Genomic DNA, 25,957 nt, shown 5'->3' with positions numbered 1-25,957 from the left:
CATGACCAAATGGGAGTACGCCACGATTCCGCTCATTATTCACGCCACAAAGCAGATCCTGGACCAGTGGGGTGACGACGGCTGGGAGCTCGTCCAGGTTGTTCCGGGACCCGATGGAAACGGCCTGGTTGCCTACCTGAAGCGGGAGAAGCAGTAGCCATGAACACCCCCTCAGAAGCCGCTCCGGCCACGCCGGCGGGCGCGGAAAACATCTCCGAAAACACGGCCGGCGCAGCGAGCCCCACGGCCGGCGCGGGCGCGTCGTCCGCCGTCGAACAGCGCCTCGCGGAGCTGGGCCTGACGCTCCCCGACGTCGCTGCTCCGGTCGCGGCGTATGTTCCGGCCGTGATTTCCGGCAACCACGTCTTCACCTCCGGGCAGCTGCCGTTCATCAACGGCAAGCTCGAGGCCACCGGAAAGGTTTCCACCGGTTCGGCGGGCGCCTCCGACGAATCCACGGTGTCCCCGGAGGACGCGAAGGCCTACGCTGCCGTCTGCGCCGTCAACGCACTGGCCGCCGTCAAGAGTGTGATCGGCGACCTCGACCGCATCACGCGGATCGTCAAGGTTGTCGGATTTGTATCCTCCGACCCTTCCTTCACCGGCCAGCCCGGTGTCATCAACGGCGCCTCGGAGCTGCTGGGCCAGGTCCTCGGCGACGCCGGCCAGCACGCACGTTCCGCCGTCGGCGTATCCGTTCTGCCGCTCGACTCGCCTGTCGAAGTCGAACTGATCGCTGAATTCGCCTAGTAGACCGGTTACTTCGTTGCCTCAGTTAGAACGCCGCCTGTTCGTCCTGCCCCCGGATCTTGAGGGAGCAGCCCGCAGCTGGATTGAACACGGTGAGCGGACGCCCCGCGCGCCCCGTTTGGCCTCCTCCGTGATCCTCCTGCGGGATTCGCCCACGGGCCTGGAGACCTGGCTCGGCTACCGCACGGGGTCCTCCCCGCTCGGTGTCCTCGCCTTCCCCGGCGGATCGCTGGAATCCACCGACGACGACGCCGTCGGCTGGCTCGGCCCCTCACCCCAGCACTGGGCCGAGCAGATGGGGACGTCCGACGTCGGGCTGGCGCGCCGACACGTCGTCGGTGCCATCCGTGAACTGTTTGAGGAGACCGGCATCCTGCTGGCCGGCCCCGACCTGTCCACCACGGTGGAACTGACCTCCAATGCCGACTGGATGCGCGCCCGCGAAGCCGTGGCCGAGCAGGAGAAATCCTTCACCGACCTGCTCGCCAAGCGAGGGCTCTCGCTGCGCACTGACCTGCTCAAACCCCTGGTGAACTGGCTCAGCCCCGACTTCGCGCACCGCCGGTTCAACACCCGCTACTTTGCCGCCACCGTGCCGGTGAACCAGCAGCCCTCGCTGCTGGCCAGCAAGGGCGTCTGGGGCCGCTGGGTGTGCGTCCGGAAAGTCGTGAGCGAGCGGGACAGCACCGTGCTGGGTGACGAGGTAGGGCAGGAGAACACCGTCGGCCGGACCCTGGGCGAACTCCTGGTCCCTGGCTCGGAGATCATGCTTGAGAAGATGGCCAAGGCCAACGGCTGCATCGCCTACCTCAGCTACAAGCGCAAGGCCCACGTGTACCAGCCGAAGCTGGTCGAGGAAGACGGCCGGCTCATGCTTGAAGTCGAAGCAGCCAAAACGATCGCCGGCGAACCGCAGCGGGAACGCTAGGCCCGGGGAGCGCCGACGCCACGGAAGGCTGACCCCATGCGGGCGGCCTGTTAGGGCTTGGCCCGGGCGGGGAGCCGGGCGATTCCCGGGACATGCCCCGCCCTGCTCCTGAGCGCTGGACATGTTCCTTCGTGCAGCGTGCCGGCCCGGGACATGCCCTCCGGTGGACCTGACAGGTGGACATAGTGGCATTATGTCCAGTCGTTGCAGCCGGGGCGGGACATGTCCCTTCGTGCTGCCTGCCGGCCCGGGGACATGCTCCGCCCCGATCCGCACCAGTGGACATGTCCCGCGGACAACCAGCCCGAAACCGCCACCGCGAATTAACGGCAGAAGATTAACGGCAGAAGGCCGGTCCCGTTTCCGGGGCCGGCCTTCGTGGTTGCTGCTGGGGATCCCTAGCGGGAACGCTGGCGGAGGCGCTGCATGTCAAGGATGACGACGGCGCGCGCTTCCAGGCGCAGCCAGCCGCGCTGCACGAATTCTGCGAGGGCCTTGTTGACCGTTTCACGGGAGGCGCCAACCAGCTGGGCGAGCTCCTCCTGCGTCAGTTCGTGGGCGACCAGGACGCCGTCGGTCGCCGGGCGGCCGAAGCGGTCGGCCAGATCCAGCAGCGCCTTGGCCACACGGCCCGGCACGTCGGAGAAGACGAGGTCGGAAAGGGAATCGTTGGTGCGGCGCAGGCGGCGTGCCAAGGCCTGCAGCAGCTGGGCCGAGACCTCGGGGCGGGTGCGCAGCAGCGCGTTGAGGCTCTCGTTCTTCAGGCCGGCAAGACGCGTCTCGGAAACGGCAGTTGCCGTGGCCGTGCGCGGGCTGGGGTCGAACAGCGCCATTTCGCCGAAAAGTTCGCCCGGGCCGAGGATGGCCAGCAGTGATTCGCGGCCGTCCGGCGACGTGCGGCCGAGCTTCACCTTGCCGGAGACGATGAAGTAAAGCTGGTCACCCTGGTCGCCTTCCCGGAATACCGAGGCACCGCGTGAAAGGTCCACCTCGGTAAGTTCGTCCGTCAGCAGACGGAACGCCTCGTCGTCGAGCGTGGCGAAAAGGGGTGCGCGGCGCAATACCTCGATATCCATGAAATCTCCTGACTAGCTGTGTCGGCTGGGGCGCTTCAGCCATTCTTTCAGAATTTTGGAGCTTCTGTGACGTAGTTGGCACGGAAACGCCCGAAGGGGCCGAAAGCGAACGGCTCGGGAAGTCCGCGCAGATCCCTGTGCAGGCTGGCGGCCGGTCGGCAAACGTTCAGCTTACACCGGTAGAATCGTCGCTGAACTGTCTGTGAGGAGCCCCGGTGTTTGGCTTGACCATTTTGGACCTGCTGTTGGTTGTGGCGCTCTTGTCCTACCTGATCCACGGTCTTCGCAACGGCTTCCTTGTGACGCTCGGAGGCATCGCGGGATTCGCGGCAGGCGCCGTCGCCGCCTTCGTCTCCGTGCCCATCGTCAGCGGCCTCGTGGAGGACAGCGGCTGGCGCCTGACGGCGATCGTTGCCACGGCGGTCCTTCTGATGATCGTGGGCAACGGCCTCGGCACCATGATCGGGCGGCGAATCCGCAGCGTGGTCCCGTTCAGCCCCCTGCGGGCGGCGGACCGCCTCGTGGGCGGAGGCGTGAACGTGGTGGTGTCCGCCCTTGTGATGTCGATGCTGGCGTTCAGCATCGGGGCCCTGGGTGTGCCGTTCGTGTCCCAGCAGCTCGCGGAATCCAAAGTCATCAGGTTCATCGACGGCGTGACGCCGATGCCGGTCAAGGCATCAATGGCGCAGCTGCGTTCCGCCGTGATCGGCGAGGGAATCCCCACGCTGCTGGACGGCTTCGGCCAGAGCCAGCCCGTTGCCGTTCCGGACACCAGCACGGACACGCCGGCGCTGAACAAGGCCGCCGCGTCCGTGCTCAAGATCGCCGGAACCGCCTACCAGTGCGGTCAGAACCAGACGGGAACAGGCTTCGTCGTCGCCCCCGGGCGCGTGGTGACCAACGCCCATGTGGTCGCCGGGGTCGACGAACCGGTGGTGGAAACGCCCGGTGGCCGGGCACTGCCTGGGCGCGTCGTGTACTTTGACTCCCAGCACGACCTCGCCGTCGTGGCCGTTGACGGTCTGCGCTCGGAACCCCTGGCGCTGGCGGCCGACCTGCCGTCCGGCAGCGCCGCGGCCTTTGCCGGCTATCCGCACGGCGGGCCTTTCCAGTCCAAACCGGCCACGGTGCAGGACATCGCCACCGTGCTGGTCCCGGACATCTATGGCAAGAATGCGTCGCCCGAGGACGTCTACCGGCTGGCCGGCGACGTGCAGCCGGGCAACTCCGGGGGTCCGCTCCTGACCATGGACGGGCAGGTGGCGGGGGTCGTTTTTGCCAAGGCCACAACCGAGTCCTCGCTCGGATTTGCGATCACCATGAATGACCTGAGCCCCGTGGCGGCTCAGGCGCCGGGTCTGGGCAGTGCCGTTTCGTCCGGACAGTGCATCAAGAAATAACCGGACGGCCACGCAGGCCCTAGCCACAGCCACGCCGGAGCCGCACGCAGCTAGAGCCACTCCAGGCTCTGCCCGTGCGGGCCCGTGATGGCTGCCGGCTGGCCGTCCTGCAGCAGCAGGAACCGGCCGCGGAGCCGGGCGTCATCCATTTCCGGGACCACACTGGACCCGTCTGCCTGCACCACCACCATGTGGCCTTCGTTCGAGAGCCAGTGGCAGCCCCGCTCCGCGGCGAGGTCGGCCATGGTGCGCCGGAACCGGGAGCGGCCGCCGGCATCCAGGTACGCCATGACGGCGCTGTGGAATACCACCAGGGCGGCGTCGGCCGGGGCGCGGCCGGCGAGTTCCACAAGTTGTTCGTTGAGGTCGCCGGCCACCAGCAGCGGCGGCCGTTCCCTGGCAATGGCGATCGCCTGGCGCAGCCGTTCAAGCCGGAACTCCTGCTCCGGCCAGACGAGGGCTTCGAGCCAGGCGACGTCGGCCGGGTCGCGCACGTTCAGGGGGTTGAGGTCGATCCCGGCACGCCATGCCACCCGGGGAATTTCCGCCGGCAGCGGCACCGGGCCCGAGGTGAGGCAGCGCAGGACCGGAAACGTGCCAGGCTGGGCGCCATCCGGAACCAGCCGCGTCGTCCTTGCTTCCGCCGCCGGGTCCGCCGCCGACTCATCCGGTGCCCCCGCCCCGGTGTCGACAAAATCGTAACCGTAGCGGTCAGGGAACAGTGCCAGCCCCGCCGAGGCGCCCACCTCGATGAGGGCCAGCGGCCGGCCCTCTGCCGCGGATATCTGCGCGAGTGAGGGCAGCAGGGTGGCGCAGCGGCCGGCCTCGTTCGTCTGCGTGGACCGGGACAGCACGATTTCCGAGACCGCGTCCCAGTGATGGTCCAGGAACCTCCGGAAATCGCGGTAAGGGCTGATCTGCGCGCCGAGGAACCGGGCCGCGGCGAGGATCAGCAGCGGCTGGCGCTTGTTGTGCGGCCATTGATCAATCCGCCGAATCACCTCGGCGTCCCCGGCGATCCCCACGGACCACGCGGCATAGCAGGGGGAGGAACCGGGGGCATCGACCGTGCCGAAGTGCCGGTACCACTGCGCTGTGTCTGTGTCTGTGTCCGTAGCCGTAGCCGTAGCCGTAGCCGCGTCCGGTGCTGTGTCCGAGGCGGTGCCCGTGGCAGGGGCCGGAGCTGCGGACGGTTCCCCGGATGCTTCCGCCGCCGCGGGTTCCACCGGGGACATGCTCAGTCCCCGGCCGCGTGCAGCCCGGCGAGGTATTCCACCGCGAAGCGGTAGCCCAGGATCCCGGCGCCGGCGATCACGGCCTTGCTGATGTCCGAAAGGTAGGAATGGTGCCGGAAAGGCTCGCGGGCGTGAACATTGGTGATATGCACCTCGACCGTCGGCAGGGCAACAGCGGAAATGGCGTCCCGGATGGCCACGGACGTGTGCGTGTAGGCGCCGGCGTTGAGCACGATTCCCACCGCCTTCCCGCGGGCGGCGTGGATGGCGTCCACGAGGGCCCCTTCATGGTTGGACTGGAAGCACTCGACGTCCAGGCCGTGCGCGGCACCGGCGTCTTTGGCGAGCTGTTCGACGTCGGCCAGCGTCGCCGTCCCGTATTTCTCGGGCTCGCGGGTGCCAAGCAGGTTCAAATTGGGTCCGTTGAGAACCAGGATGGTGCCGCGGCCGGCAACGGTGGCGGAGGTGGCTTCAGTCATGTCTGCAAATCTATCGCGCCGCGGCCCGCGCGCGCCGTTCGTTACTGCCGCATTCTTCGCTGCTGCGAATGTTCCCGCCGCGGCCGCGTCGACAGACAGGACCAACGACGACGGCGGCGCCGCCGCCGGATAAACAGGCCAGCCAAACACAGCCGACGAACCCTTATGGGAACGAGCCGGCTATTTCTTCAGCGACTGCGCGATCTGGGCCATGACGGTGTTGTCCGCCAGGGTGGTCGCGTCGCCGACTTCGCGGCCTTCGGCGACGTCCTTGAGCAGGCGGCGCATGATCTTGCCGGAGCGGGTTTTGGGCAGTTCCGGGACCACGAGGATGGTTTTGGGTTTGGCGATCGGGCCGATTTCCTTGCCCACGTGGTTGCGGAGTTCCTGGACGATCGCGTCGCCGGTGTCCACGGCGTCGGCGCGGAGGATCACGAAGGCGACGACGGCCTGTCCGGTGGTCTCGTCCGCGGCTCCGACGACGGCGGCTTCCGCCACCGCGGGGTGGGACACGAGTGCGGATTCGATTTCTGCGGTGGAGAGGCGGTGGCCGGAAATATTCATCACATCATCCACCCGGCCCAGCAGCCAGATGTCGCCGTCCTCGTCTTTCTTGGCGCCGTCGCCGGCGAAGTACATGGTCTCGAAGCGGGACCAGTACGTTTCCTTGAACCGCTCCGGGTCGCCCCAGATCCCGCGCAGCATGGCGGGCCACGGTTCGCGGATTACGAGGAAGCCGCCGTGGCCGTTGGGTACGGATTCGCCGAGTTCGTCCACGACGTCCACGGCGATGCCCGGCAGCGGGACCTGGGCCGAGCCGGGCTTGGTGGCCGTGACGCCGGGCAGCGGGGCGATCATCTGCGCCCCGGTCTCGGTCTGCCACCAGGTGTCCACGATCGGCGCGGGGTTTTCCTTCCGCTCGCCGTTCTTGCCGGCGTTGCCGCCGATGACCTCGCGGTACCACATCCAGGCCTCGGGGTTGATGGGTTCGCCGACGGAACCGAGGACCCGGATCGAGGAGAGGTCGGACTTGGCCGGGATGTCCTTGCCCCACTTCATGAAGGTGCGGATCGCGGTGGGGGCGGTGTAGAGGATGGAGACCTTGTACTTCTCCACGATTTCCCACCAGCGGCCCTGGTGCGGGGAATCCGGGGTGCCCTCATACATCACCTGGGTGGCGCCGTTGATGAGCGGGGCGTAGGCGACGTAGGAGTGCCCGGTGATCCAGCCGACGTCGGCGGTGCACCAGTAGACGTCGGTCTCCGGGTGGAGGTCGAAGACCGCCTTGTGCGTGTAGGCGCCCTGGGTGAGGTAGCCGCCGGTGCTGTGCAGGATGCCCTTGGGCTTGCCCGTCGTGCCGGAGGTGTAGAGGATGAAGAGCGGGTGTTCGGAGTCGTGCCCGACGGCGGTGTGTGTGGGGGACGCGGCGCCGACGGTGTCCGCCCACCAGTGGTCCCGGCCCTCGTGCCAGTCCACGTTCTGGCCGTTGCGCTTGACCACCACGACGTTCTGCACGGTGTGTCCGGTGCCGTCTCCCTCGTGGGACAACGCGTCGTCGACGGCCGGCTTCAGCGCGCTGGGCTTGCCGCGGCGGTAGGTGCCGTCGGCCGTGACCACGAGCTTGGCCTCGGCGTCGTCGATCCGGGAGCGCAGGGCTTCGGCGGAGAAGCCGCCGAAGACCACGGAGTGGATCGCGCCGATCCGGGCGCAGGCCAGCAGGGTGATGACGGCCTCGGGGATCATGGGAAGGTACACGGCCACGCGGTCGCCCTTGGCCACGCCGAGGGACTCGAACGCGTTCGCGGCCTTCTTCACCTCCTCGGTCAGCTGCGCGTAGGTGTAGGTGCGGGTATCTCCCGGCTCACCCTCGAAGTAGATCGCCACCCGGTCCCCGTTGCCGGCCTCGACGTGCCGGTCCAGGGCGTTGTAGGCCGCGTTGACCTCGCCGCCGACGAACCACTTAGCGAACGGCGGGTCGGACCAGTCCAGCGCCTGGGTGAAGTCCTTGGACCAGCTCAGCAGCTCCCGGGCCTGCTTCGCCCAGAACGCCGGACGGTCGGCGTCGGCCTCTGCGTAATCGGCGGCGGTGACCACTGCGTTCGCGGCGAACTCGGCCGAGGGCGCGAAACGGCGGTTCTCCTGGGACAGGTTTTCGAACGCATCGCCCTGGGGTGTCTGCGTGGCCGTGGAGCCGGGTGTCTGCTGGGACATGGTGAACCTCATCATTCATCGATCCGGGCTGCGCGGCCGTGCTCGCCACCGTCGCGCCGGGCCGCATGCGCGACGTCGGGCGGCGGCAGACGGCGGCAGTGCCGCTAGCGCTGTCTGGAATCAACACTAATACTTGGGTCCGACCAAACGTGCGCCCCGTCACAAACAGCACCGTGAGCGGTGTAGGTTAAGCGCCGAGTGGTCTGTCCCCGGCGCCGGACGGCGGGCCGGGGCAAGCGTCCGGGATTCGGAAATCTGGGGAATTCTGCTGCGTCCGCCCACGGCTTGTCAGCTAGTGATCGGCCATTCACTTGGCTAGGCTGAGATGAAGTTGTGACATCCGATGGAGGCGACAGGACCGCTGGCGGTCCTGTCCTTGCCTGCCGTTAGACGGCGCTGTCCAGGGCGCCGCCATGCTAAGGAGATACGGAATGAACGAGCAAGACAACGGGCAGCTCCGGGCGCCCGCCCAGAACCAGGGTGGAACGGCGCAGCCGGGGCCCGCCGGGTTCGGGGATGCGCCACGCTTCACGGTGGACAAAAAGACCGGGAAGAAGAACGAAGCCGTCCTCGGCCCGTTCACCATCCGTGACCTCACCGTTTTCGGCTCCACGCTGCTTCTTTTCATCGCCTCACTGATTCCTATGTTTGCCTTCGCCTACAACCTCTGGAACCTGGGCAGCCTCTTCTTCCTGGGCCTGGGCATCGTGCTGCCCCTCATTGTCACCGCGTTGTTTGTGGCCCGCCGCCTCAGCCCGTCGACCAAGATCCGGATCGGATCCCTGTCGATCGACCAGTTCGCGTCCGTTGTAGCGTCCTTCACGCTGGCCTTCTTTTTCCTCGCCGCCGCCGGGGCGTTCGTGCCGAGCATGCTGATCGCGCTCCTGGGCGCTTTGGGGCTCTTCGCCGCCACGGTGCTGGGCCGCTGGATCCCGTTCTTTGCCGGCGACTTCCTGGGCCGGGAGGACGCGCCTGCCCACGTGGTTGCCCGCGAAGCTGTTGTCCCGGTGCGAAAGCCCCGGGCACCGAAGGCGCCGAAGCAACCGAAACAACCGAAGGAATCCAAATTGACCAAGGACGCTGCGGGTGCGTCCGGCGCGGCCGGGGCGGGCGCCTCTCTGGCGGCCGCATCGGGCCAGGTTGCGTCCGGCCCGGTTGCGTCCGGCCAAGCCGCTTCCGGGGAGGCCGCGGGCTGGGCCAAGCGTCCGGCCACCGGCAGCCAGACGGCCACGCCGGCGGCAACCACACCTGCCGGGCCCTCTGCCGGGGCATCTTCGGCGGGTGCGGCGTCCGCCGCGGCCCCCAGCGCTGCGGCCCCCGGCGCACCGGAGACCCAGATCTCGGGCGTGGTGCCAGCCGCCGGCGCGGCTGCCCCGGCATCTACGGATTCATCGGCGGCCCCGACGCAGGCCCCGGCTCCGGAGTCTGCTCCGTCCGCCGCGGACAAGACCCGGACCGCGGGCGTCCCTGCTGCAGCCGGTGCCGCCGCCGCTGGTGTCGCCGCCGCTGGTGCCGCTGGTGCGGCTGCACAGACCGCTCCCGCCGCGGAACAGACCCAGGCCGCGGAACAGACCCAGGCCGCCGGCGTGCCGGCCGCCACCGGCGGCAGTGCCCCCACTACGGTCAACCCCCAGGTCCGGCCGCAGGAACAGGCCCGGCCGCAGGAACCCATCGGCGCGACCGTTGATCCCGCCAGCCGGCCCGCGGAGGATGATGTCCACCCCGTGCACGAGGCCTTCTGGTTCGCCGTCGCGCAGCCCCGCACCGCCGTCGATGTGCGCACCGGTGCCCCGGCGTTCGTCATTGAACCCGGCGGCTGGGTCCTTGCCCTGGAGGACCGCGGCAACGAGTTCCTGGTCCAGCACACCGACGGCCGGCTCGGCGTTTTGCGGGACCTCAGCAACATCGAACGCGGTTAGTCCGCCGCCGTGACCACGGAATCCGGCGGCTCGGAACCCGGCAACCCGATCCCGGGGAGCGCCAAGCCGGGTGCGCCGCGGGCGTCGGGGGAGTCAATGCTGGCGCTCAAGCGCCGCGCGCGCCGGATCAACCGGGAACTCGCGGAGCAGTACCCCTATGCCCACGCGGAGCTGGACTTCCGCACGCCGTTCGAGCTCGTGATAGCCACGGTGCTGTCCGCGCAGACCACGGACGTGCTGGTCAACCAGATCACGCCCCTGTTGTTCGCGCGCTACCCGGATGCGCGGCGGATGGCGGAAGCGGATCCGGCCGAGCTGGAGGCCATCATCAAGCCCACCGGCTTCTTTCGCGCCAAGGCCAGAAATCTCCTGGCGCTGTGCACCCGGCTGGTGGACGAGTACGACGGCGAGGTGCCGGGCCGGCTCGCGGACCTGGTGACGCTGCCCGGCGTCGGGCGGAAAACCGCGAACGTCGTGCTGGGCAATGCCTTCGGCATCCCGGGCATCACGGTGGACACCCACTTCGGCCGGCTGGCCCGGCGCTTTGGCTGGACCGAGTCGGATGATCCGGTCCGGATCGAGTCGGACGTCGCTGAACTGTTCGAGCCGAAGGACTGGACCATGCTCTCGCACCGCGTCGTCTTTCACGGCCGCCGCGTCTGCCATTCCCGGAAGCCGGCGTGCGGCGCCTGCGCGGTGGCCAATTGGTGCCCCAGCTACGGCATGGGGGAAACCGACCCGGAGAAGTCAAAGAAATTGCTGAAGTACGAACTCGCCCCGGGCCAGGAGCAACTGCTGGCCCGGCTGCTGGCCGAGACTCACCGCGCCGCGGAAATCCGGATGGAATCGCAGAGGAAACAGCCGTGACCGCGCGCCAGGACCTCGTCGAGCTCGTTGCCGCGGTGGAGGCGGGCACGGCGCCGGCCCCGGATCCGCGCTGGCGGGAACTCGCCGTCGAACCCGGCGAGCGGGTCCGTAGGGCAGCGGTGCTGATGCTCTTTGGTGCGCTCGACAACGTCCCCGCTGTGTCCGAGAAGTTGCTGGCTCCGGCCGATTTGGACGTGCTGCTGCTGCAGCGGGCCCAAACGCTGGAGGACCATCCCGGGCAGGTGGCGTTTCCCGGCGGCGGCATCGATCCGGGTGAGTCCGTGGTGGACGCGGCCCTCCGCGAGGCGGAGGAGGAGACTGGCCTGAACCCTGAGGGGGTGGACGTACTCGGCGTGATGCCTGAACTGGCCCTGCCCCGGGGCAATTTCCTGGTGACGCCGGTCCTGGCCTGGTGGGCTGCCCAGTCGCCGGTCCGGGTGGTTGACTACGGTGAATCCGCGCAGGTGTTCCGGGTCCCGGTCAGGGACCTGCTGGACCCGGACAACCGGGTGATGGCCACGGTCAGCCGGGCCGGCCAGACATTCCAGAGCCCAGCCTTCACCGTCAACGGCGTCGTGGTCTGGGGTTTTACCGGGATGATCCTGAACCAGCTTTTTGAACAGCTGGGCTGGGCCGTGCCGTGGGACCGCGCGCGGCTCTACGGGATTGATGTGTGAAGGCCGCACGGCGCCGGCCTGCCGGCCGGTCCGCTGGCCGGCAGCCGCCGGGCTGCCTGCCGGGAAGCAACGGGGTTGCAGCCATCTAGCCGGCAGCCACCGGGCTGCCTGCCAGGGGAGCCATCGCCCGTCCTCCCGACCTGCTGGAGGCGACCCGCCGGTGGGCGCCGGAATGATCCACAACCAGGCCGGTCGCGGCGTTCTCGCGCACGGCGTTGATGCCCGCCGCCGCGCTCTTGATGGAGCTGAAGAGCGGGGACACGGCCACTACCGTGCCATCCGCCGCCGTCAACCTGAAGAAATAAGCCTTGTCGCCAGCTTGCGCGATCTCAAAAATGCCAGCCAAACCTGTGCCTCCCCAATATCCTTGCGTCGTTGCAATAGCCGGCGGATCGTACGGGAAATTCACCGGCCTTTCCGAGGGTAGCCCGGTGACGGAGCGCACACAACGCTACCGACGGGTACGTTACAGGCGGTGACTTCGGTCACTCATTTGGCATTGTCGTACGAATCGACGACGGCCACGCTGACCGGAAATTCGACCGGAATGCGGCCGAACAAGAGCTCCTTCGCGGCATTTGCGGAGTCCTCGATCGCCTTGATGCAATCCCCGACGGCGGATTCGGGACAGTGGACCATCACCTCGTCGTGGAGGAAGAACACCAGTTCGCCGGCGGCTGCGCCGTCCGACCGTATGGCGCGAAGCCTCCGTCGCAGTTCCGCGAGCCAGCATGCCGCCCAGTCAGCGGCCGAGCCCTGGACCACAAAGTTCCGGGTGAAGCGGCCGCGCGAGCGTGCGATCGAGTCCGCCCGGCGCTGCTCTTCCGCGGTGGTGGAGTGCTGGCTCTGCAGCCAGCGCTCCGACGGCGGCGGGCTGCTCCGGCCCAGGCGCGAAGTCACGGTCCTGCCGGCTTCGCCGTCGCGGGCAGCCTGCTCGACGAAGCCCACGGCGCGGGGGTAGGTGCGGGCCAGCTGGGGCATCAGCCGGCCGGACTCGCCCGTGGTCGCCCCGTAGATTGCTCCAAGGAGGGCCACCTTCGCCTTCGCCCGGTCGCCGCCGAAGCCTTGGGCGGCAATGCCGGCGTAGAGGTCCTTGTCCCGGGCGGCTTCGGCCATTTTGGAATCCTGGGCCAGCGCCACGAGCACGCGCGGCTCCAGCTGCGAGGCGTCGGCAACGATCAGTTTGTGGCCGGGATCGGCGTGGACCGCGCCGCGGACCTGACGCGGGATTTGCAGCGCCCCGCCGCCCCGCGACGCCCACCGGCCCGAGACCACGCCGCCCACCACGTACTCAGGCTGGAACCTGCCGTCCTTCACCCAGGTATCAAGCCACGCCCAGCCGTTGGCCGCGTGGAGACGGGCCAGTTTCTTGTAGGCCAGCAGCGGCACGATCACGGGGTGGCTGGATTCTTTCAGCTCCCATTGGCGGGTGGTTTTAACTTCGATGCCGTTGCGGTGCAGGGCGCGCATGAGCTCCTGCGGCGAGTCCGGGTTCAGCGCGGGCGACTTCAGCAGCAGCCTCAGTTCGGCCGTGAGCGATTCGAGTTTGGCCGGACGCTGACCGGGAGCCGGGCGGGGTCCGAGGTGTTCTGCGAGAATCTGCTCGTGGAGTTCCTCCCGCCACGGGACGCCGGTGTGCTGCATTTCGGCGGCGATCATGGCTCCGGCGGATTCCGCCGCGAGCAGCAGCTGGAGCCGTTGGCGCCGGCCGGCGTCAGGGACGACGACCGTGCCGGAGGCCGTTCCGGGCGCAGGTCCCGCCTGGCGCAGGGCCTCCTGCTGCGCGGCGTACTCGGCGCGGAGAGCCTCAAGGGATTGGCCGGGACGCCGGCCGGAGGCCGGGGCATCAAACAAGGCCCCTTGTTCCGGCGGCGGGGCAGGAGGCTGCAGCCCCCGCGGGGGCTGGTTCAGCTCGTCGTCCTGGGTCAGCTTCTCCGCCGCCTGCGCGTAGCCGGTGTGGGCGGTGAACTCCGAGTGGGCCAGGATCGAACCGCACAAGGTGAGGTCGTAGCAGCGCTCGAGTTCCACCCCGGCGCGCAGCAACGCGGGATACCAGTCCTGCGTACGGTGCCAGATCCAGCGCGGGTGCCGCTCCTCAAACTCGCGCACAATTCCGGCGAGGTCGCCGGCCCTGACCACACGGGGTTCCGGATTGGAGGGTTCCGGGGCGCCATCGGCCGTGAGCTGCTGCAGTGCCGCGCCGTCGGCGTGGGCAGCGAGCAGCAGATACATAGGATCAATTCTGCCCTGCTCCGGGACGTGATCCGTGCTCGGTCCCCGGCCGCGGTGCAGGAAAGACGCCGGACTTGTCCACATAGCCCACGACGGCGGTTCCGCTGCGGTCCCGGCCCGGGCACAGTGGCAGCATGAACAGGCACCAGCACCGTGGCCCAGGCTCACCGCCACCGCGGGAACATGAGCCCTGGACCCCCGGCGATTCCGCGGAAATCCTGCTCGTCACCGGCGCCGATGTGCTGCGCAACGAGGTGGAACGCATCGTCGCAGCAGCCGGCGGCCAGCTGCGGACGGTGCAGGACGTTGCCGAGGCCGCGCCGTTCTGGGACGCCGCGGCCGCCGTGCTGGTGGGCAGCGACATCCGCGGGTTGCCGCCCCGGCGGAGGACCCCTGCCGTGATGCTCGGCCTCGAAGGTGACGGAGAAGGGTTATGGCATCTGGCCGCCGCCGTCGGGGCCGAACGCGTCGCGGTGTTGCCGGACGCGGCCGCCTGGCTGGCTGAATACCTGAGCCGGTCCCGCGCCCCGGAAGCCGGCGGGCTAGTGCTGGGTCTCACCGGCGGCTGCGGCGGTGCCGGGGCCACGACCGCCGCCATCTGGATCGCGCAGGCCGCCGCCGGGGCCGGGATCCGGGTGCTGCTGATCGACGGCGACCCCCGGGGAGGGGGCCTGGAACTGGCGCTGGCCGCCGAGGAAACCCACGGGCTCCGCTGGCCGGATCTGGCCGGGGTGAGCGGCAGTATCGACCCCGCCCAGCTGGAAGAGTCGCTGCCGGTCGCCGGCGGATTTTCCTTCCTGTCGTGGCCGGGAACCCGTGACAAAGCCGCCGGGGTGGACGTGACCACCGTGGCCGCGGTTCTTGACGCCGCACGCCGCGGCTGCGAATTGGTGGTGCTGGATATCGGCCGGGAACGGGAGGCCCTGCGGGCCTTCGCCGGCGAATGCGACCGGATCATCGTCGTGGCGCCCGCCCGGCTGCGGGCCGCCGTCGCCACGGCCTGGCTGCTGCAGGAGCTTCCACCCGTGGACACCGCTCTCGTGGTCCGGGCCAGTCGCGGCGCCGCTTTGGATGCGCCGCTGATCGCCGGCTCCGTGGGGCTTGTCCTTCAGGGCATCATGCCGGACATCAAGGATCTGGCCGGGGCAACGGAACTCGGCCGCCTTCTCGAAACTGGCCGGCACCGCGCCGTCCGCCGGTTCGCGGCCGGACTCCTTGAGCTGAACGGCGGAGACGGCTCATGAGTGCCCACGCGGCCGTAGAACCGGCCGAACCGGAACGTCCCGCCCGGCGGGCACCGGGCCGCCGCCGCTCGCAGGGATTTCTCGACCAGACGCTGCTGGAGTCCGTGCGCGAGTCCGTCATGGCCGATGCCTCCCCGGTAACCCCCTCAAGGGTGGCGGCCGCGGTCCAGGCGAGCGGGCGGCTGCTCGGCACGGCCGGCGCCCTGGCCGCAGTGGAGAGCATCAGCGCGGAATTGAACGGCCTGGGCCCCCTGCAACCGCTCACCCGTGATCCCGCCGTGACAGACATCTTTGTCAACGGGCCGGACTCGGTCTGGTTGGACCGCGGCCGCGGTCTGGAAAAGGCGCCGGTCGTCTTTTCCGGGGAACCGCAGATCCGGGCCCTCGCCGCGAGGCTGGTGGCAGCCGGTGGCCGCCGCCTGGATGACGGTTCGCCGTGCGTCGATGTCCGGCTCGACGGCGGCTACCGGGTGCACGCCGTGCTGCCGCCCATTTCCACGGCCGGGACCCTCCTGAGCGTGCGGATCCGCCGGGCCACGGTCTTCTCCATGCCCGAGCTGAAGCGCGCCGGCATGTTCGGGGCCGGGACGCCCGGGAGCCTGGTCCAGTCCGTGCTCGAACGCATGGTGGCGGCCAGGCTGAGCTTCCTCATCAGCGGGGCCACCGGTTCGGGGAAGACCACGTTACTGGCGACACTGCTGGGATTGTGCCACCCCGGGGAGAGACTCGTCCTGATTGAGGACGCCGCAGAACTGAATCCAGTCCACCCGCACGTCGTCGCGCTGGAATCCCGGCACGGAAACCTGGAAGGCGGTGGCGCCGTCGACTTGGGCGAACTGGTCCGCCAGGCCCTCAGGATGCGGCCGGACCGGCTGGTGGTGGGCGAATGCCGCGGCGCCGAGGTCCGCGAGCTGCTCTCGGCGATGAACACCGGACACACCGGAGGCGGCGGGACCATCCACGCGAATGAGGCGGCGGCTGTGCCTGCCCGGCTGACGGCCCTCGGCGCGCTCGCCGGCATGGGCCAGGACGCGGTACGGCTGCAGGTCGCCAGCGCGATCGACGTCGTCGTGCACGTCGAGCGGACCGAATCGGGCCGCCAGGTGGCGAGCGTTGGAATCATGGAGGTCCTAGACTCGGGCCTGGTTGTCGCCGCCGCACTGGAGATCCAACAGGGCGAGCTCCGCTTCGGCGGAGCCTGGCCGCTGCTGGCGCGCCGTCTCGGCCTGGATCCCGGGTTGGCCGGGGCGGACCCCTCCGAACTGCAGGCGGCGCTGCCGGCAGGACGGCCGCCGGGTTCCGGCCGCGAATCCCTCCAGCCCTGGACGCAGCGATGACCGTCTTCCTCATCGTCGTTTTGGTCCTGGCCGTGTGGCTGGCATTTCCCACCCCGCGCGCGGCCGGCCATCGTACCCGCAGGGCCTTGCACGCCGCGGGCACGCGAGCTCCCGCGGCCTACGGTTCCCCGGGATCCCGCCCAGGACGGGCCGTCGGGGGCATGACCCGTTGGCGCGGCAGGGGATCCGCCGATGCCGGGCCCGTCCCCATGACAGTCCTGGTCCAGCAGTTGGCCGCGCTGCTGAAGGGAGGGCGCATCCCCGCCCGACTGTGGGATGAACTGTGGGCCCTGTACGGCGGTGACACCGCGCGGGACGGGCCGGCGGCCCAGGCCGCAGTTCACAGCGCCGGCCAGCCCCGCACCGCAAACGGCACCGGCACGGTCCTCGGCCCGGAGTCCCGCAGGATCCTCGCAGCCGCGCGTGCCGCCGCCCGGCGCGGGTCTTCCGTGGCCGCGGCCATCCGCCGCGAGGTCTCCGCGGTCACTGCCGGTGCGGGCGCCGTCGTCACGGTCACCACGGGTGCCGTCGGCATCCGGGCCCGCCGCGACGTGCGTGTGTGGGGCGAGCTCGCCGCATGCTTTGACACCGCTGAAGCCAGCGGTTGCCCCCTGGCCGATGTCCTGGCGCGCTTTGCCGCCCACCTTGAAACGGAGGACGACGCCGAGGCGGCGCGGCAGACGGCCTTGGCGGGCCCCCGCGCGACCGTTCGTCTGCTGACCTGGCTGCCGCTGTCGGGCCTGGGTCTCGGCCTGCTGCTCGGCGTGGACCCGGTGGCGACACTGCTGGGAACTCCCTGGGGCCTCGCGGCGTTGGCCGCAGGCGTGGCGCTGACCGCCGTCGGTCGGTTGTGGTCCGCAAGGCTCGTCCGCGCCGCGGCGGAACCACCAACGTGACGCCGCGGTGGTCGCCGTGAGGCCCGAACTTGCCGGATTCGTGATGGCAGCGAGCCTTGCCGGGGCAGCCGCAGTCGTCCTCGCCCGCCCGGGCCGTGTCCGCCGGCGGCTCCGGCGCCAGCTTCGGGCCCCTGCTGGCGGGGCCGCCCGGCGCCCGACGGTCCACGACGCCGGCCGGCACGGACGTCACGGCCTCCCGGGCCTGCGGGACACCGCCATGATGCTGGAACTGATCGGCGCAATGCTGGATGCGGGAGCCGGACTTGGCCGGTCCCTCGACCTCGTGGCCGCCCTCATGCCACCGGAACTCGGGCGGCAGCTTCGGCCGGTTGTGTCAGCCCTCGCAATCGGTGCGGACTGGGGCACGGCATGGCGCAGCTCCGGTGCCCGGGCGCCCCAACTTCAGGCCCTGCGCGACGCTCTTTCCTTCGCCGCGCTTACCGGCGCCCCCTCCTCAGCGCTCCTCTATGCCCAGGCGGCCCGGCTCCGCCGTGAACGCAACAGGGCAGCCGAGCAGCGCGCGGCCGCGCTCGGGGTGAAGCTCGTGGTGCCGCTGGGCCTGTGCTCCCTGCCGGCTTTCGTCTGCCTCGGCGTCGTGCCCGTGCTCCTTGGGCTGCTTCGGGCGTGATGCCGGCAGCCCGGGGATCACCCCGGGCCCAAGGTTTATTCAAGTTGCTGGGGGATACCTTTGGGGCAGGCACCGTCGGAGTATGAGCGGTCTCGTGCGTCGGCTTCTCACAGCACCTCCTTGGCGCCTCGAATCCCGGAGTATCTGGGGTCTCGTACTAACTGGGAGCCATGCCAGGGGGGCAGATCAATGATTCGACTGTATAAAGCGGGCGTGATTGCAGCGCTCAACCTACTAGTGTTGACCGGTTTGGCGGTCGGTGCCAGTCCGGCGTCCGCCGCCGTACCGACCTGTCAGCCGGGAGCACCCCAACCGACCAACCAATACCCTGGCACAACGGTGATTGCCACGAACTTCGAGTCCGGAAGCCTCACCACCGCAGGCTTCGCCGCCGCATTCACCGCCGGGACAGGCACGGCCGATGTCTCCTCGGTCCAGCAGCACTCGGGCCGCTGCTCAGCCTTTGTTCACGTCACCACGGATGCCGGGTCGGTGGCCAATTTTTCCGCACCACTTCCTGCCGGAAACAATGAGGTCTACGCCGACGGCTGGTTCAACATCACCAAAGAGGGCGTCGCCGGCAACAACGTCCCGTACTTCCGCTTCTTCAACGGGACTACCCGGTTCATAGACGTCTACCGATCCAACGGCGGCGTCGGCCCGATGTGGCTGCGGGTCGCGGCGCCCGACGGAACCCTCCGCTACACCCCGATGAAAGTCAATGTCCCTCTCGGCACCTGGCACCATATCGTCACGCACGTCGTCGCAAATGGGGCCTCCTCCACGGTCGAGGTGATCTTCGACGGCAAACTCCTGTATTCCAGCAAGCAGATCGCCACGGGCTTTACCGCGGTCACCAAGATGCAACTTGGTGCCGAACACCGGCGGCAGGCAGGCGACAGCTTCATTGACGACGTCGTTATCAAGGCCGGAAAGGCGGCAGCCCAGCTGCCCGGAACGTTTGCCCCGATTGCCCCACAACGGTTCCTCGACACCCGGAAAACGGTGCCGGTGGGTGCCGATAAGGCCGTCTCCTTCCAGGTTGCAGGGGCTAATGGGATCCCGGCAAATGTCGCGGCGGTCGTCTTCAACCTGACCGTCACTGAAGCAAAATCCATTGGTTACATCACCGCCTACCCCTCCGGGACAACAAAGCCGGATGCATCCAATGTGAACTTCCGTGCCAACCAAAACGTGCCCAACCTGGTAACGGTCAAGGTGGGTGCGGACGGAAAAGTGGCGCTGTTCAACAGATCCTCAGGCACAACCCACCTCATCGCCGATGTCACCGGCTACTACGTCACGGGGGCGCCAGCGACGCCGGGCGCCTTCCAAAGCCTCGCGCCAAAGCGGCTGCTGGACACCCGGACCACGACGGCGCTTGCAGGGGATTCCACCGTGTCCCTGAAGGTTGCGGGGACCAACGGCATACCGGCAACTGCCGCTGCTGTGGTCTTCAACCTCACAGTGACCGAGCCAACAAGGATCGGATACATTACGGCCTATGCTTCGGGCGCGGCGCGTCCGGACGCGTCTAACCTCAACTTCAACGCCGGACAGACAGTGCCGAACCTGGTCACGGTCCCCATCGGTCCAGACGGAAAAGTCACACTGCTCAATCGTTCGTTTGGACGTTCGCACCTGATCGCAGACGTTGCCGGCTACTACCTCGGCGGCACGCCGTCAGCCACCGGTGCGTTCAAGGCCACGGGTCCATCCAGGATCCTCGACACCCGAAACGCAACGGCTGTTCGCCCGGACTCCACGGTGTCCTTCCAGATTGCCGGGGCCAACGGCATCCCCTCGAGCGTCCTGGCGGCTGTCTTCAACCTGACGGTCGTGTCGCCCCAGTCCATCGGCTACATCACCGCCTACCCCTCCGGTTCCACCCGTCCGGACGCGTCCAACCTGAACTTCTCCGCCGGACAGACTGTGCCGAACCTGGTCTCGGTCCCCGTCGGCTCAGACGGAAAGGTGACGTTGTTCAACCGGTCCTCCGGATCCTCACACCTCATCGCCGACCTCGCGGGATACTTCCTGCCTTAGGAACGCGGTTGACCCGCACCAACTGAACCCGAGGGGCTGTCGTCGCAGTGCGGACCGCAGCCCCTCGGGTTCAGCCTTGTCTTGGACCGGGCGAAACGCCGGCGGACCAGGGCTTTGCGTTTGGCGGCTGTTGGCCGCCCGGAATGGGCCAGACACTTCTCCTCCACAGGCCGCCACGACGGCATCTTCGGGCACGTTTTCCACTTAGCTGCCATCGGGGCTTATGGCGCGACGTGCAAGCCGGGAGAGTCGAATCAGCCGGCGATCACGCCGGTGTCCCGTGGAAGGAAAGCAGATGTCAACAAATCAGGACACTCCCGCTGCACGTCGCATTGAAGCAGGGGAGGGCGGCGTTGCGGAGGTCTATGAGATCTACCCCGGCGCCAGCTCGGTTGTTCCCGTTCAACCGCGGGGCCGCACAGGGCCGCCGGCCGCGCAGGCGGGAATGGCTACCGCTGAATATGCCATCGCAACCCTGGCCGCCGTGGGTTTCGCCGGGGTCCTCGTGTTCATCATGCGCAGCGATGAGGTCCGCGGGTTCCTCCTGAACCTCATCCGGACGGCGCTCACGTTGCCATGAACGGACTCTGGCGCGCCCGGGGGAGCGGCGGCCGGGGGGAGCCGCCGCCGACGGGGGAGTGCCGCGGGGCCGTCACTGCTGAGTTCGCCGTCGCGCTGCCCTCGGTCGTTCTCCTGCTCTCCGTGCTGCTCGCGGGTTCGGCGGCCGGGGTGATGCAGCTGCGGGTTGAGGAAGCGGCCCGCGGCGGTGCCCGGGCGGTGGCGAGGGGAGCCGCGGCAGGCGAAGTCGGTGAGATTGTCCGCCGTCTCGCCGGCGACGCGGCGGACTGCGAGGTGACGCACGACGGCGAGTGGCACAGGGTCACCGTTTCCGGCCGGGTCCCCGGGGCCGTTGGCTCCCTGGTTCCCTGGGCCCTCAGCGCCAGCGCGTGGGCGCGTGCGGAGGCTCCCGGCGCGGCACAACGGCCCGGGCTGGACGAGCCCGAACTGAAAGGCGTCTCCCGTTCCCCGTGGCAAGGCGGCACATGATGTCGCCTGCACCTGCACCTGCACCTGCACCTGCACCTGCACCTGCACCTGCACCTGCACCTGTCCGTGTCCGTGCCCGCGGGCCGCGACCCCGGAGCCCGAAACCCGCCCACGCCCGGCACCGGTGTACGTCTTCAGAGCGGGGGTCGGGGACCGTCCTGGCCCTGGGACTCGGGCTGGTGGTCATCATGGCGTTGGCCCTGCTGCTTCTTTTGGCCGAATCGGCCGTTGCGGCATCGAGGGCTGCGGCGGCCGCCGATCTGGCAGCGCTGGCTGCGGCGGATGCCGCGCGGGGCATCACGTCCGGCGAACCCTGCGCTGTGGCTCGAGAGGTCGCAATGAAGAACAACGCCACGCTGGCTGCCTGTGCCCAAGGACCGGACGACACCGTTCAGGTGCGCACCGAGTTCAGCGCCGGACCGTTCCTCGGGGCGGCCACGGGACTGGCCAGGGCCGGACCGCCCCCTGCGGCCGGGAACGGGCCGGCACCGTGAAAGATGCACCAACTCCGGCGGTCGCCAGAAGCCGTGCATCCGTCTGCGGCCTGGCGTGCAGCCCTGCCGCCGCCCGGTTCCGAACCTGCCTGCCGCCGGCTCACACGAACGTACCGCCCTGCCGCCCCGGCTCCGAACCTGCCGGTCGCCGCCCACGAACCGGCCGCTGAGACGTGGTCAGGCGCGGAGCGGCTGGGCGGGCTGATCGTCCGGGGTCCCGGCCGCGGCGGCCGTTGTTCCGGGATTGCCGGCGTGCATGAGGTCGGTGGCGTCTTGGAGCAGCACATCGATCAGTGTGACGGCAGCGTCCTTGTCGAGCGGGTTGTTCTTGTTGCCGCACTTGGGTGACTGGACGCAGGAGGGGCAGCCGGACTCGCATTCGCAGGCCTTGATGGCGTCGCGCGTGGCGGTCAGCCACAACCTCGCCTTGTCGTAGCCGCGTTCGGCGAAGCCGGCCCCGCCGGGATGGCCATCGTAGACAAAGATGGTGGGCACTCCGGTGTCGGCGTGGATGGCCGTGGACACTCCGCCGATGTCCCAGCGGTCGCTGGAGGCCACCAGCGGAAGGAGTCCGATGGCCGCGTGCTCGGCAGCATGCAGCGCTCCGGGGAACTGTGCCTCGATCAGCCCAGCGCCGGTCAGCGAGCGGTTGTCCATGACAAACCAGACCGCCTTGGTAAACAGGTCCCTGGCGGCCAATTCCAAGGGTTCTTCGCCGAGGATCTCGTTCGAAATTAGCGCCTTGCGCTGGAAGGAGACCACCTGTGTTGTCACTTTCACATCGCCGAAATGCACGGCCACATCGCCCCATTGGGTGGTGCGCTGCGTTTCAAGGACCTCGATCTGGGTCACGTCCCGGGCGGTCGTGTAGTAGTCCGGGTTCGCCCGCCGCACCACCACACAGTGATCGTCCTCATTCAGGTCTTCGACCACGTAGCTGTCGCCCTGGTGGACATAGATGGCCCCTGTGTGGGCCTGGTAATGGGTCTGCGGCGAATCCATGGTGCCGAGCAAGGAGCCCGTCTCCGCGTCCACTATGCTCACCGGACCTCCGCCGTCGGCCCGGAGGTTCACCATGGCTGCGGCATTTTGCGGATGGGTCCAAAACCATCCTGCCGGCCGTTTGCGCAGGTAGCCCTGCAGGACCAGGCGGTCCAGCAGCTTCTCAGCGGTGGCCCCGAAGAGCTCCAGTTCGGCGAACCCGAGGGGCAGTTCCGCGGCGGCGGCGCACAGGTGGGGGCCCAGAACGTATGGATTGGAGGGATCGAAGACCGTGGCCTCCACCGACACGTCGAAAATCGCCTCGGGGTGGTTCACCAAGTAGGTGTCCAGCGGGTCGTCGCTGGCCACGAAGGCCGCGATCGCGTCCTGGCCGGCGCGGCCCGCGCGGCCGATCTGCTGGAACAACGACGCGCGGGTGCCCGGCCAGCCTGCGACCAGGACTGCATCGAGACCGGAAATGTCAATGCCCAGCTCCAGCGCGGACGTGCTCGAGACGCCCAACAGTTCACCGGAGCGCAGCGCCTTTTCCAGGGCCCGCCGCTCCTCCGGCAGGTAGCCCGAGCGGTACGCGGCCACACGCTGCGGCAGGCTGGGATCCACCTCGTCGAGGAGGCGTTTGGCGATGGAGGAAATCGACTCTGCCCCGCGCCTGGACTTGATGAACGCAATGGTCCTGGTCCGGGAGGACACCAGGTTGGCCAGCAGGTCGGCGGTCTCGGCGACTGCCGTCCGGCGCTCCTTGGCACCGTTTTCGCCCCGGAGTTCGGTCAGTGCCGGCTCCCAAAACGCCACCGTCGTGGACCCGTGGGGCGAACTGTCTTCGGAAACGGCCCGCACGGGCGCGCCGATCAGCTGGCCGAAGGACTGCCCGGGTTCAGACGCCGTGGCGGACGCCGCGATGAACACCGGTCCGGGATGCGAGCCGCCCGGGCTGTAGTAGGCACAGATCCGACGCAGCCGGCGCATGAGGTTTGCCACATGGGAGCCGAAGACGCCGCGGTAGCTGTGGGCTTCGTCCACGATCACGTAGCGGAGGCGCCGGAAGAACCTGGCCCACCAGGCATGGTTCGGGAGAATGCCGAAGTGCAGCATGTCCGGGTTGGCGAGGATGAAGTTCGCGTGGTCCCGGATCCAGCGCCTGGACGCGGGATCGGTGTCGCCGTCGTAGGTTTCGGCCCGGACTGTGGGGAGCTTCAGTGCCCTGATCGCTGCGAGCTGGTCGGCGGCAAGCGCCTTGGTCGGGGACAGGTAGAGGGTCACGGCCCCGTCGTCGTGGATTTTCCCGGGATCGGACAGGACCCTGAGCTCGGAACGGTGGATCGCGTCCAGGGCCGGCAGCTGATACGCCAGGGACTTGCCGGACGCGGTGCCGGTGGCGATGACCACGTTCTCTCCGCCGTGGGCCAGTTCGGCGGCGCGGACCTGGTGAAGGTAGGGCTCGTGGATGCCCAGGGAACCGTAGGCTGCCACGAGATCCGGGTGCGACCACTGCGGCCACGGCGCATTGACGGCCTGGCGGGCGGGGATCGTCCGCACATGACGCAGCTGTTCCGGGTCCGGACCTCGGCCCAGCAACGGAATCAAGGACTCATGCGGGTTCACTCACATATTCTTTCATCCGCCCTCAAATCGCCCATGCCCGGCACGCAGCCCGGCACGCAGCCCGGCAGACAGCCCGGCAGCGCCGCGGGTTCGGCACGGCGGCTTCGGCGCGGCTGCCCGGCAAACGCGTTGCCCCGGGCGCGGGCCCGCCGGACGGCCGGCGCTCGCGGCGCCTCAGCCCACTGACAGGTCGGCCCCTTCGTCTGACGTCGACAACATCAGGACGTGGCACACCTCGCGCCAGCCGAGGTGCGAATAGAGTTTTTGGCCGTCCAGCGAGGCGAGCAGCAGCCCGGAGTCGACGTCGTGTTCGAACGCCTGGGCTGCCAGGGCCTTCATGATGAAGCTGCCCAGCCCCCGCCGCTGGTAAGCCTCTGACGTCACGATGTTGTCGAAGATGGCGGTATGTCCCACCACAAACACGCGTCCGCTCGCGGCGACGTCCTCGCCGGCGCTGACCACCGCGTGGTGGACGCCGTCGGTCCGGGACGTCTCGAGCCTGAGGTCGTCATCCGAAAGCCAGGGGTCCTCCGAATCCTGGGTCTCCATGTCCACGATCATCATGGTTTGGGAGGCCGAGGTGACATGCAGCCCATTCCGCTGCCCCAGCATGGTGAATCGGGCCACATCGTTGGTGAGGATGGTGAGGACCCGGGCCGGCGCTTCGGCCGTCTTTGCCGCCAGCGCCTCGAACTCCGCGTCGGACGGATCGTAGGCGAAGTACTCCCATTCGTGGGTGGTGTCACCGCGAAAGGCCGCGGGGAACCTGCCCTCCCTGCGCGTCTCATATCCGCGGCAGCCGGCCCATCCGGCAACCCAGATTTCCAGCAGGTGAGTGGTGTCTTCAACCATGGCGTCAAGACTCATGTGATGAGCGTATTCCAGCAGTGCCACAAGCAACAGGGGCCGGGTCGGGGGAAGCCGCTTGCTTATCCAATTGTGACTGTCGCCCGGCCGCCCGCCCCAGCAAGTACCCTTAAAAGCGTGGCTTTGAACAGGATTGTGCTCTTTTACGGATTCACCCCCCTGCCGGACCCGGACGCCGTCCGGCTCTGGCAGCGCGCCCTGTGCGAAAAACTCGGACTAACCGGCCGCATCATCCTTTCCAGGGACGGCATCAACGCCACGGTCGGCGGAGAACTGAACGCCGTGAAGCAGTACGTCAAAACCACGCGCGAGTACAAGGGCTTCCAGGGCATCGACGTGAAGTGGTCCGATGGCGGCGCGGCGGACTTCCCGCGGCTCAGCGTCAAGGTGCGGGACGAAATCGTCTCCTTCGGCGCCCCGGGCGAACTCAAAGTCGACGCCGGCGGAGTGGTGGGCGGCGGAACCCACCTCAAACCCAAGGAACTCCACGAACTCATTGAAGCCAAGAAACAGCAGGGCGACGAAGTCGTGTTCTTCGACGGCCGGAACGGGTTCGAGGCCCAGATCGGCAAGTTCAAGGACGCCGTCGTTCCCGATGTCGCCACCACCCACGACTTCATCAAGGAACTCGACTCCGGCAAATACGACGCCCTCAAGGACAAACCGGTTGTCACCTACTGCACCGGCGGCATCCGCTGCGAGGTGCTGTCGAGCCTCATGGTGAACCGCGGGTTCAAGGAGGTCTACCAGCTCGACGGCGGCATTGTCCGCTACGGCGAGGCCTTCAAGGACCAGGGCCTGTGGGAGGGCTCACTGTATGTGTTCGACAAGCGCATGCACGTCGAGTTCAGCGGGGACGCCAAGACGATCGGCGAGTGCGTCCGCTGCTCGGCACCCACGAGCAAGTTCGAAAACTGCTCGAATCCGTCCTGCCGGACCCTGACGCTCTATTGCGCCGGGTGCGCCGCGAGCCCCGACACCCTGCGATGCCCCGAGGGCTGCGCCGCCTGAGGCGCGAGC

Annotated in this window: 25 protein-coding genes; 17 read left to right on the top strand and 8 right to left on the bottom strand. The window is 68.6% G+C overall.

What is annotated here, in order from left to right; all coding sequences use genetic code 11:
- Position 1: 1 nt before the first annotated feature.
- Genes AC1DN2_RS10305 through AC1DN2_RS10295 form a run of 3 tightly spaced genes read left to right on the top strand, consistent with a single transcriptional unit; the run spans position 2 to position 1,678 of the window.
- Positions 2 to 157, top strand: coding sequence for a DUF4177 domain-containing protein (locus AC1DN2_RS10305; protein ID WP_003797879.1), 156 nt, complete (start codon positions 2 to 4; stop codon positions 155 to 157).
- 2 nt (positions 158 to 159) lie between these two features.
- Positions 160 to 750 (top strand): RidA family protein, encoded by a 591-nt coding sequence (locus tag AC1DN2_RS10300; protein ID WP_476850251.1) that lies wholly within the window; start codon positions 160 to 162, stop codon positions 748 to 750.
- 16 nt (positions 751 to 766) lie between these two features.
- Positions 767 to 1,678, top strand: a complete 912-nt coding sequence (locus AC1DN2_RS10295) for an NUDIX hydrolase (protein WP_476850250.1) — start codon at positions 767 to 769, stop codon at positions 1,676 to 1,678.
- Positions 1,679 to 2,076: 398 nt separating this feature from the next.
- Here the strand turns inward: AC1DN2_RS10295 and AC1DN2_RS10290 are convergent, their stop codons facing one another.
- Positions 2,077 to 2,754 (bottom strand): Crp/Fnr family transcriptional regulator, encoded by a 678-nt coding sequence (locus AC1DN2_RS10290; protein ID WP_011693220.1) that lies wholly within the window; start codon positions 2,752 to 2,754, stop codon positions 2,077 to 2,079.
- Between the two features lie 215 nt (positions 2,755 to 2,969).
- Here AC1DN2_RS10290 and AC1DN2_RS10285 point away from each other — a divergent pair, with 215 nt between their 5' ends.
- Positions 2,970 to 4,154 carry a MarP family serine protease gene (locus AC1DN2_RS10285; protein WP_476850249.1) on the top strand — a complete coding sequence of 395 codons (1,185 nt, stop codon included), beginning with the start codon at positions 2,970 to 2,972 and terminating at the stop codon, positions 4,152 to 4,154.
- A gap of 50 nt (positions 4,155 to 4,204) precedes the next feature.
- Here AC1DN2_RS10285 and AC1DN2_RS10280 read toward each other — a convergent pair whose 3' ends face one another.
- Together AC1DN2_RS10280 and aroQ are read right to left on the bottom strand one after the other, a co-directional pair.
- Positions 4,205 to 5,389, bottom strand: a complete 1,185-nt coding sequence (locus tag AC1DN2_RS10280) for a DUF2332 domain-containing protein (RefSeq protein ID WP_476850248.1) — start codon at positions 5,387 to 5,389, stop codon at positions 4,205 to 4,207.
- 2 nt (positions 5,390 to 5,391) lie between these two features.
- Positions 5,392 to 5,868 (bottom strand): type II 3-dehydroquinate dehydratase, encoded by a 477-nt coding sequence (gene aroQ, locus AC1DN2_RS10275; protein WP_230009056.1) that lies wholly within the window; start codon positions 5,866 to 5,868, stop codon positions 5,392 to 5,394.
- On the opposite strand from aroQ, the gene AC1DN2_RS10270 reads away from it, so the two are divergent.
- The gene (locus tag AC1DN2_RS10270; RefSeq protein ID WP_476850247.1) at positions 5,867 to 6,001 is read left to right on the top strand and encodes a hypothetical protein; all 135 of its coding nucleotides are present in this window, start codon (positions 5,867 to 5,869) and stop codon (positions 5,999 to 6,001) included. The genes aroQ and AC1DN2_RS10270 overlap by 2 nt on opposite strands.
- A 47-nt stretch (positions 6,002 to 6,048) precedes the next feature.
- Here the strand turns inward: AC1DN2_RS10270 and acs are convergent, their stop codons facing one another.
- Positions 6,049 to 8,079, bottom strand: a complete 2,031-nt coding sequence (gene acs / locus AC1DN2_RS10265) for an acetate--CoA ligase (protein ID WP_476850246.1) — start codon at positions 8,077 to 8,079, stop codon at positions 6,049 to 6,051.
- A gap of 431 nt (positions 8,080 to 8,510) precedes the next feature.
- On the opposite strand from acs, the gene AC1DN2_RS10260 reads away from it, so the two are divergent.
- The 3 genes from AC1DN2_RS10260 (at position 8,511) to AC1DN2_RS10250 (ending at position 11,542) form a co-directional block, all read left to right on the top strand.
- On the top strand, positions 8,511 to 9,998 hold the full coding sequence (locus AC1DN2_RS10260; protein ID WP_476850245.1) for a hypothetical protein: 1,488 nt from the start codon (positions 8,511 to 8,513) through the stop codon (positions 9,996 to 9,998).
- A 96-nt stretch (positions 9,999 to 10,094) separates the two neighbouring features.
- Positions 10,095 to 10,865, top strand: a complete 771-nt coding sequence (gene nth, locus AC1DN2_RS10255) for an endonuclease III (protein ID WP_230008030.1) — start codon at positions 10,095 to 10,097, stop codon at positions 10,863 to 10,865.
- Positions 10,862 to 11,542, top strand: coding sequence for an NUDIX hydrolase (locus AC1DN2_RS10250; protein WP_476850244.1), 681 nt, complete (start codon positions 10,862 to 10,864; stop codon positions 11,540 to 11,542). The genes nth and AC1DN2_RS10250 overlap by 4 nt, the downstream gene beginning before the upstream one ends.
- An 85-nt stretch (positions 11,543 to 11,627) precedes the next feature.
- On the opposite strand, the gene AC1DN2_RS10245 is transcribed toward AC1DN2_RS10250, so the two are convergent.
- Positions 11,628 to 11,888, bottom strand: coding sequence for a YegP family protein (locus AC1DN2_RS10245; protein WP_308197265.1), 261 nt, complete (start codon positions 11,886 to 11,888; stop codon positions 11,628 to 11,630).
- Positions 11,889 to 12,031: 143 nt separating this feature from the next.
- Complete coding sequence (locus AC1DN2_RS10240; RefSeq protein WP_476850243.1) at positions 12,032 to 13,774, bottom strand: bifunctional 3'-5' exonuclease/DNA polymerase; 1,743 nt, start codon at positions 13,772 to 13,774, stop codon at positions 12,032 to 12,034.
- A gap of 134 nt (positions 13,775 to 13,908) precedes the next feature.
- Between AC1DN2_RS10240 and ssd the strand changes: the two genes are divergently transcribed.
- The 8 genes from ssd (at position 13,909) to AC1DN2_RS10200 (ending at position 21,466) form a co-directional block, all read left to right on the top strand.
- A complete protein-coding gene (gene ssd / locus AC1DN2_RS10235; protein ID WP_476850242.1) occupies positions 13,909 to 15,018 on the top strand; it encodes a septum site-determining protein Ssd in 1,110 nt (369 codons plus the stop codon).
- Entirely contained in the window at positions 15,015 to 16,355 is a 1,341-nt protein-coding gene (locus AC1DN2_RS10230) for a TadA family conjugal transfer-associated ATPase (RefSeq protein WP_476850241.1), read from the top strand. Before ssd ends, AC1DN2_RS10230 begins: the two co-directional genes overlap by 4 nt.
- Positions 16,352 to 17,251: a hypothetical protein gene (locus AC1DN2_RS10225; RefSeq protein ID WP_476850240.1), complete on the top strand. Its 900-nt coding sequence runs from the start codon at positions 16,352 to 16,354 to the stop codon at positions 17,249 to 17,251. The genes AC1DN2_RS10230 and AC1DN2_RS10225 overlap by 4 nt, the downstream gene beginning before the upstream one ends.
- Before the next feature lie 16 nt (positions 17,252 to 17,267).
- Positions 17,268 to 17,879, top strand: coding sequence for a type II secretion system F family protein (locus AC1DN2_RS10220; protein WP_476850239.1), 612 nt, complete (start codon positions 17,268 to 17,270; stop codon positions 17,877 to 17,879).
- 339 nt (positions 17,880 to 18,218) lie between these two features.
- Positions 18,219 to 19,925, top strand: coding sequence for a hypothetical protein (locus AC1DN2_RS10215; protein ID WP_476850238.1), 1,707 nt, complete (start codon positions 18,219 to 18,221; stop codon positions 19,923 to 19,925).
- A 253-nt stretch (positions 19,926 to 20,178) separates the two neighbouring features.
- The gene (locus AC1DN2_RS10210) at positions 20,179 to 20,505 is read left to right on the top strand and encodes a DUF4244 domain-containing protein (RefSeq protein WP_476850273.1); all 327 of its coding nucleotides are present in this window, start codon (positions 20,179 to 20,181) and stop codon (positions 20,503 to 20,505) included.
- Positions 20,502 to 20,972: a TadE family type IV pilus minor pilin gene (locus AC1DN2_RS10205; RefSeq protein WP_476850237.1), complete on the top strand. Its 471-nt coding sequence runs from the start codon at positions 20,502 to 20,504 to the stop codon at positions 20,970 to 20,972. The genes AC1DN2_RS10210 and AC1DN2_RS10205 overlap by 4 nt, the downstream gene beginning before the upstream one ends.
- A complete protein-coding gene (locus tag AC1DN2_RS10200) occupies positions 20,969 to 21,466 on the top strand; it encodes an Rv3654c family TadE-like protein (protein ID WP_476850236.1) in 498 nt (165 codons plus the stop codon). Before AC1DN2_RS10205 ends, AC1DN2_RS10200 begins: the two co-directional genes overlap by 4 nt.
- 177 nt (positions 21,467 to 21,643) lie before the next feature.
- On the opposite strand, the gene AC1DN2_RS10195 is transcribed toward AC1DN2_RS10200, so the two are convergent.
- Both AC1DN2_RS10195 and AC1DN2_RS10190 read right to left on the bottom strand, forming a co-directional pair.
- Positions 21,644 to 24,070, bottom strand: a complete 2,427-nt coding sequence (locus tag AC1DN2_RS10195; protein WP_476850235.1) for a DEAD/DEAH box helicase — start codon at positions 24,068 to 24,070, stop codon at positions 21,644 to 21,646.
- Between the two features lie 174 nt (positions 24,071 to 24,244).
- The gene (locus tag AC1DN2_RS10190) at positions 24,245 to 24,937 is read right to left on the bottom strand and encodes a GNAT family N-acetyltransferase (RefSeq protein WP_476850234.1); all 693 of its coding nucleotides are present in this window, start codon (positions 24,935 to 24,937) and stop codon (positions 24,245 to 24,247) included.
- 117 nt (positions 24,938 to 25,054) lie between these two features.
- Between AC1DN2_RS10190 and trhO the strand changes: the two genes are divergently transcribed.
- Positions 25,055 to 25,948 carry an oxygen-dependent tRNA uridine(34) hydroxylase TrhO gene (trhO, locus tag AC1DN2_RS10185; protein WP_476850233.1) on the top strand — a complete coding sequence of 298 codons (894 nt, stop codon included), beginning with the start codon at positions 25,055 to 25,057 and terminating at the stop codon, positions 25,946 to 25,948.
- Positions 25,949 to 25,957: the final 9 nt, after the last annotated feature.

The sequence above is a fragment of the Arthrobacter sp. 01L42 genome (genome assembly GCF_056400005.1).
This window is presented reverse-complemented; position numbering and strand designations above follow the sequence as displayed.

Bases quoted from the DNA above. Each gene is read 5' to 3' on its own strand.
- ssd (WP_476850242.1), top strand. From the start codon at position 13,909: ATGAACAGGCACCAGCACCGTGGCCCAGGCTCACCGCCACCGCGGGAA.
- aroQ (WP_230009056.1), bottom strand. From the start codon at position 5,868: ATGACTGAAGCCACCTCCGCCACCGTTGCCGGCCGCGGCACCATCCTG.
- acs (WP_476850246.1), bottom strand. From the start codon at position 8,079: ATGTCCCAGCAGACACCCGGCTCCACGGCCACGCAGACACCCCAGGGC.
- AC1DN2_RS10200 (WP_476850236.1), top strand. From the start codon at position 20,969: ATGATGTCGCCTGCACCTGCACCTGCACCTGCACCTGCACCTGCACCT.
- AC1DN2_RS10230 (WP_476850241.1), top strand. From the start codon at position 15,015: ATGAGTGCCCACGCGGCCGTAGAACCGGCCGAACCGGAACGTCCCGCC.
- AC1DN2_RS10260 (WP_476850245.1), top strand. From the start codon at position 8,511: ATGAACGAGCAAGACAACGGGCAGCTCCGGGCGCCCGCCCAGAACCAG.
- AC1DN2_RS10305 (WP_003797879.1), top strand. From the start codon at position 2: ATGACCAAATGGGAGTACGCCACGATTCCGCTCATTATTCACGCCACA.
- nth (WP_230008030.1), top strand. From the start codon at position 10,095: ATGCTGGCGCTCAAGCGCCGCGCGCGCCGGATCAACCGGGAACTCGCG.
- AC1DN2_RS10290 (WP_011693220.1), bottom strand. From the start codon at position 2,754: ATGGATATCGAGGTATTGCGCCGCGCACCCCTTTTCGCCACGCTCGAC.
- AC1DN2_RS10270 (WP_476850247.1), top strand. From the start codon at position 5,867: ATGTCTGCAAATCTATCGCGCCGCGGCCCGCGCGCGCCGTTCGTTACT.
- AC1DN2_RS10225 (WP_476850240.1), top strand. From the start codon at position 16,352: ATGACCGTCTTCCTCATCGTCGTTTTGGTCCTGGCCGTGTGGCTGGCA.
- AC1DN2_RS10280 (WP_476850248.1), bottom strand. From the start codon at position 5,389: ATGTCCCCGGTGGAACCCGCGGCGGCGGAAGCATCCGGGGAACCGTCC.
- AC1DN2_RS10240 (WP_476850243.1), bottom strand. From the start codon at position 13,774: ATGTATCTGCTGCTCGCTGCCCACGCCGACGGCGCGGCACTGCAGCAG.
- AC1DN2_RS10190 (WP_476850234.1), bottom strand. From the start codon at position 24,937: ATGAGTCTTGACGCCATGGTTGAAGACACCACTCACCTGCTGGAAATC.
- AC1DN2_RS10205 (WP_476850237.1), top strand. From the start codon at position 20,502: ATGAACGGACTCTGGCGCGCCCGGGGGAGCGGCGGCCGGGGGGAGCCG.
- AC1DN2_RS10300 (WP_476850251.1), top strand. From the start codon at position 160: ATGAACACCCCCTCAGAAGCCGCTCCGGCCACGCCGGCGGGCGCGGAA.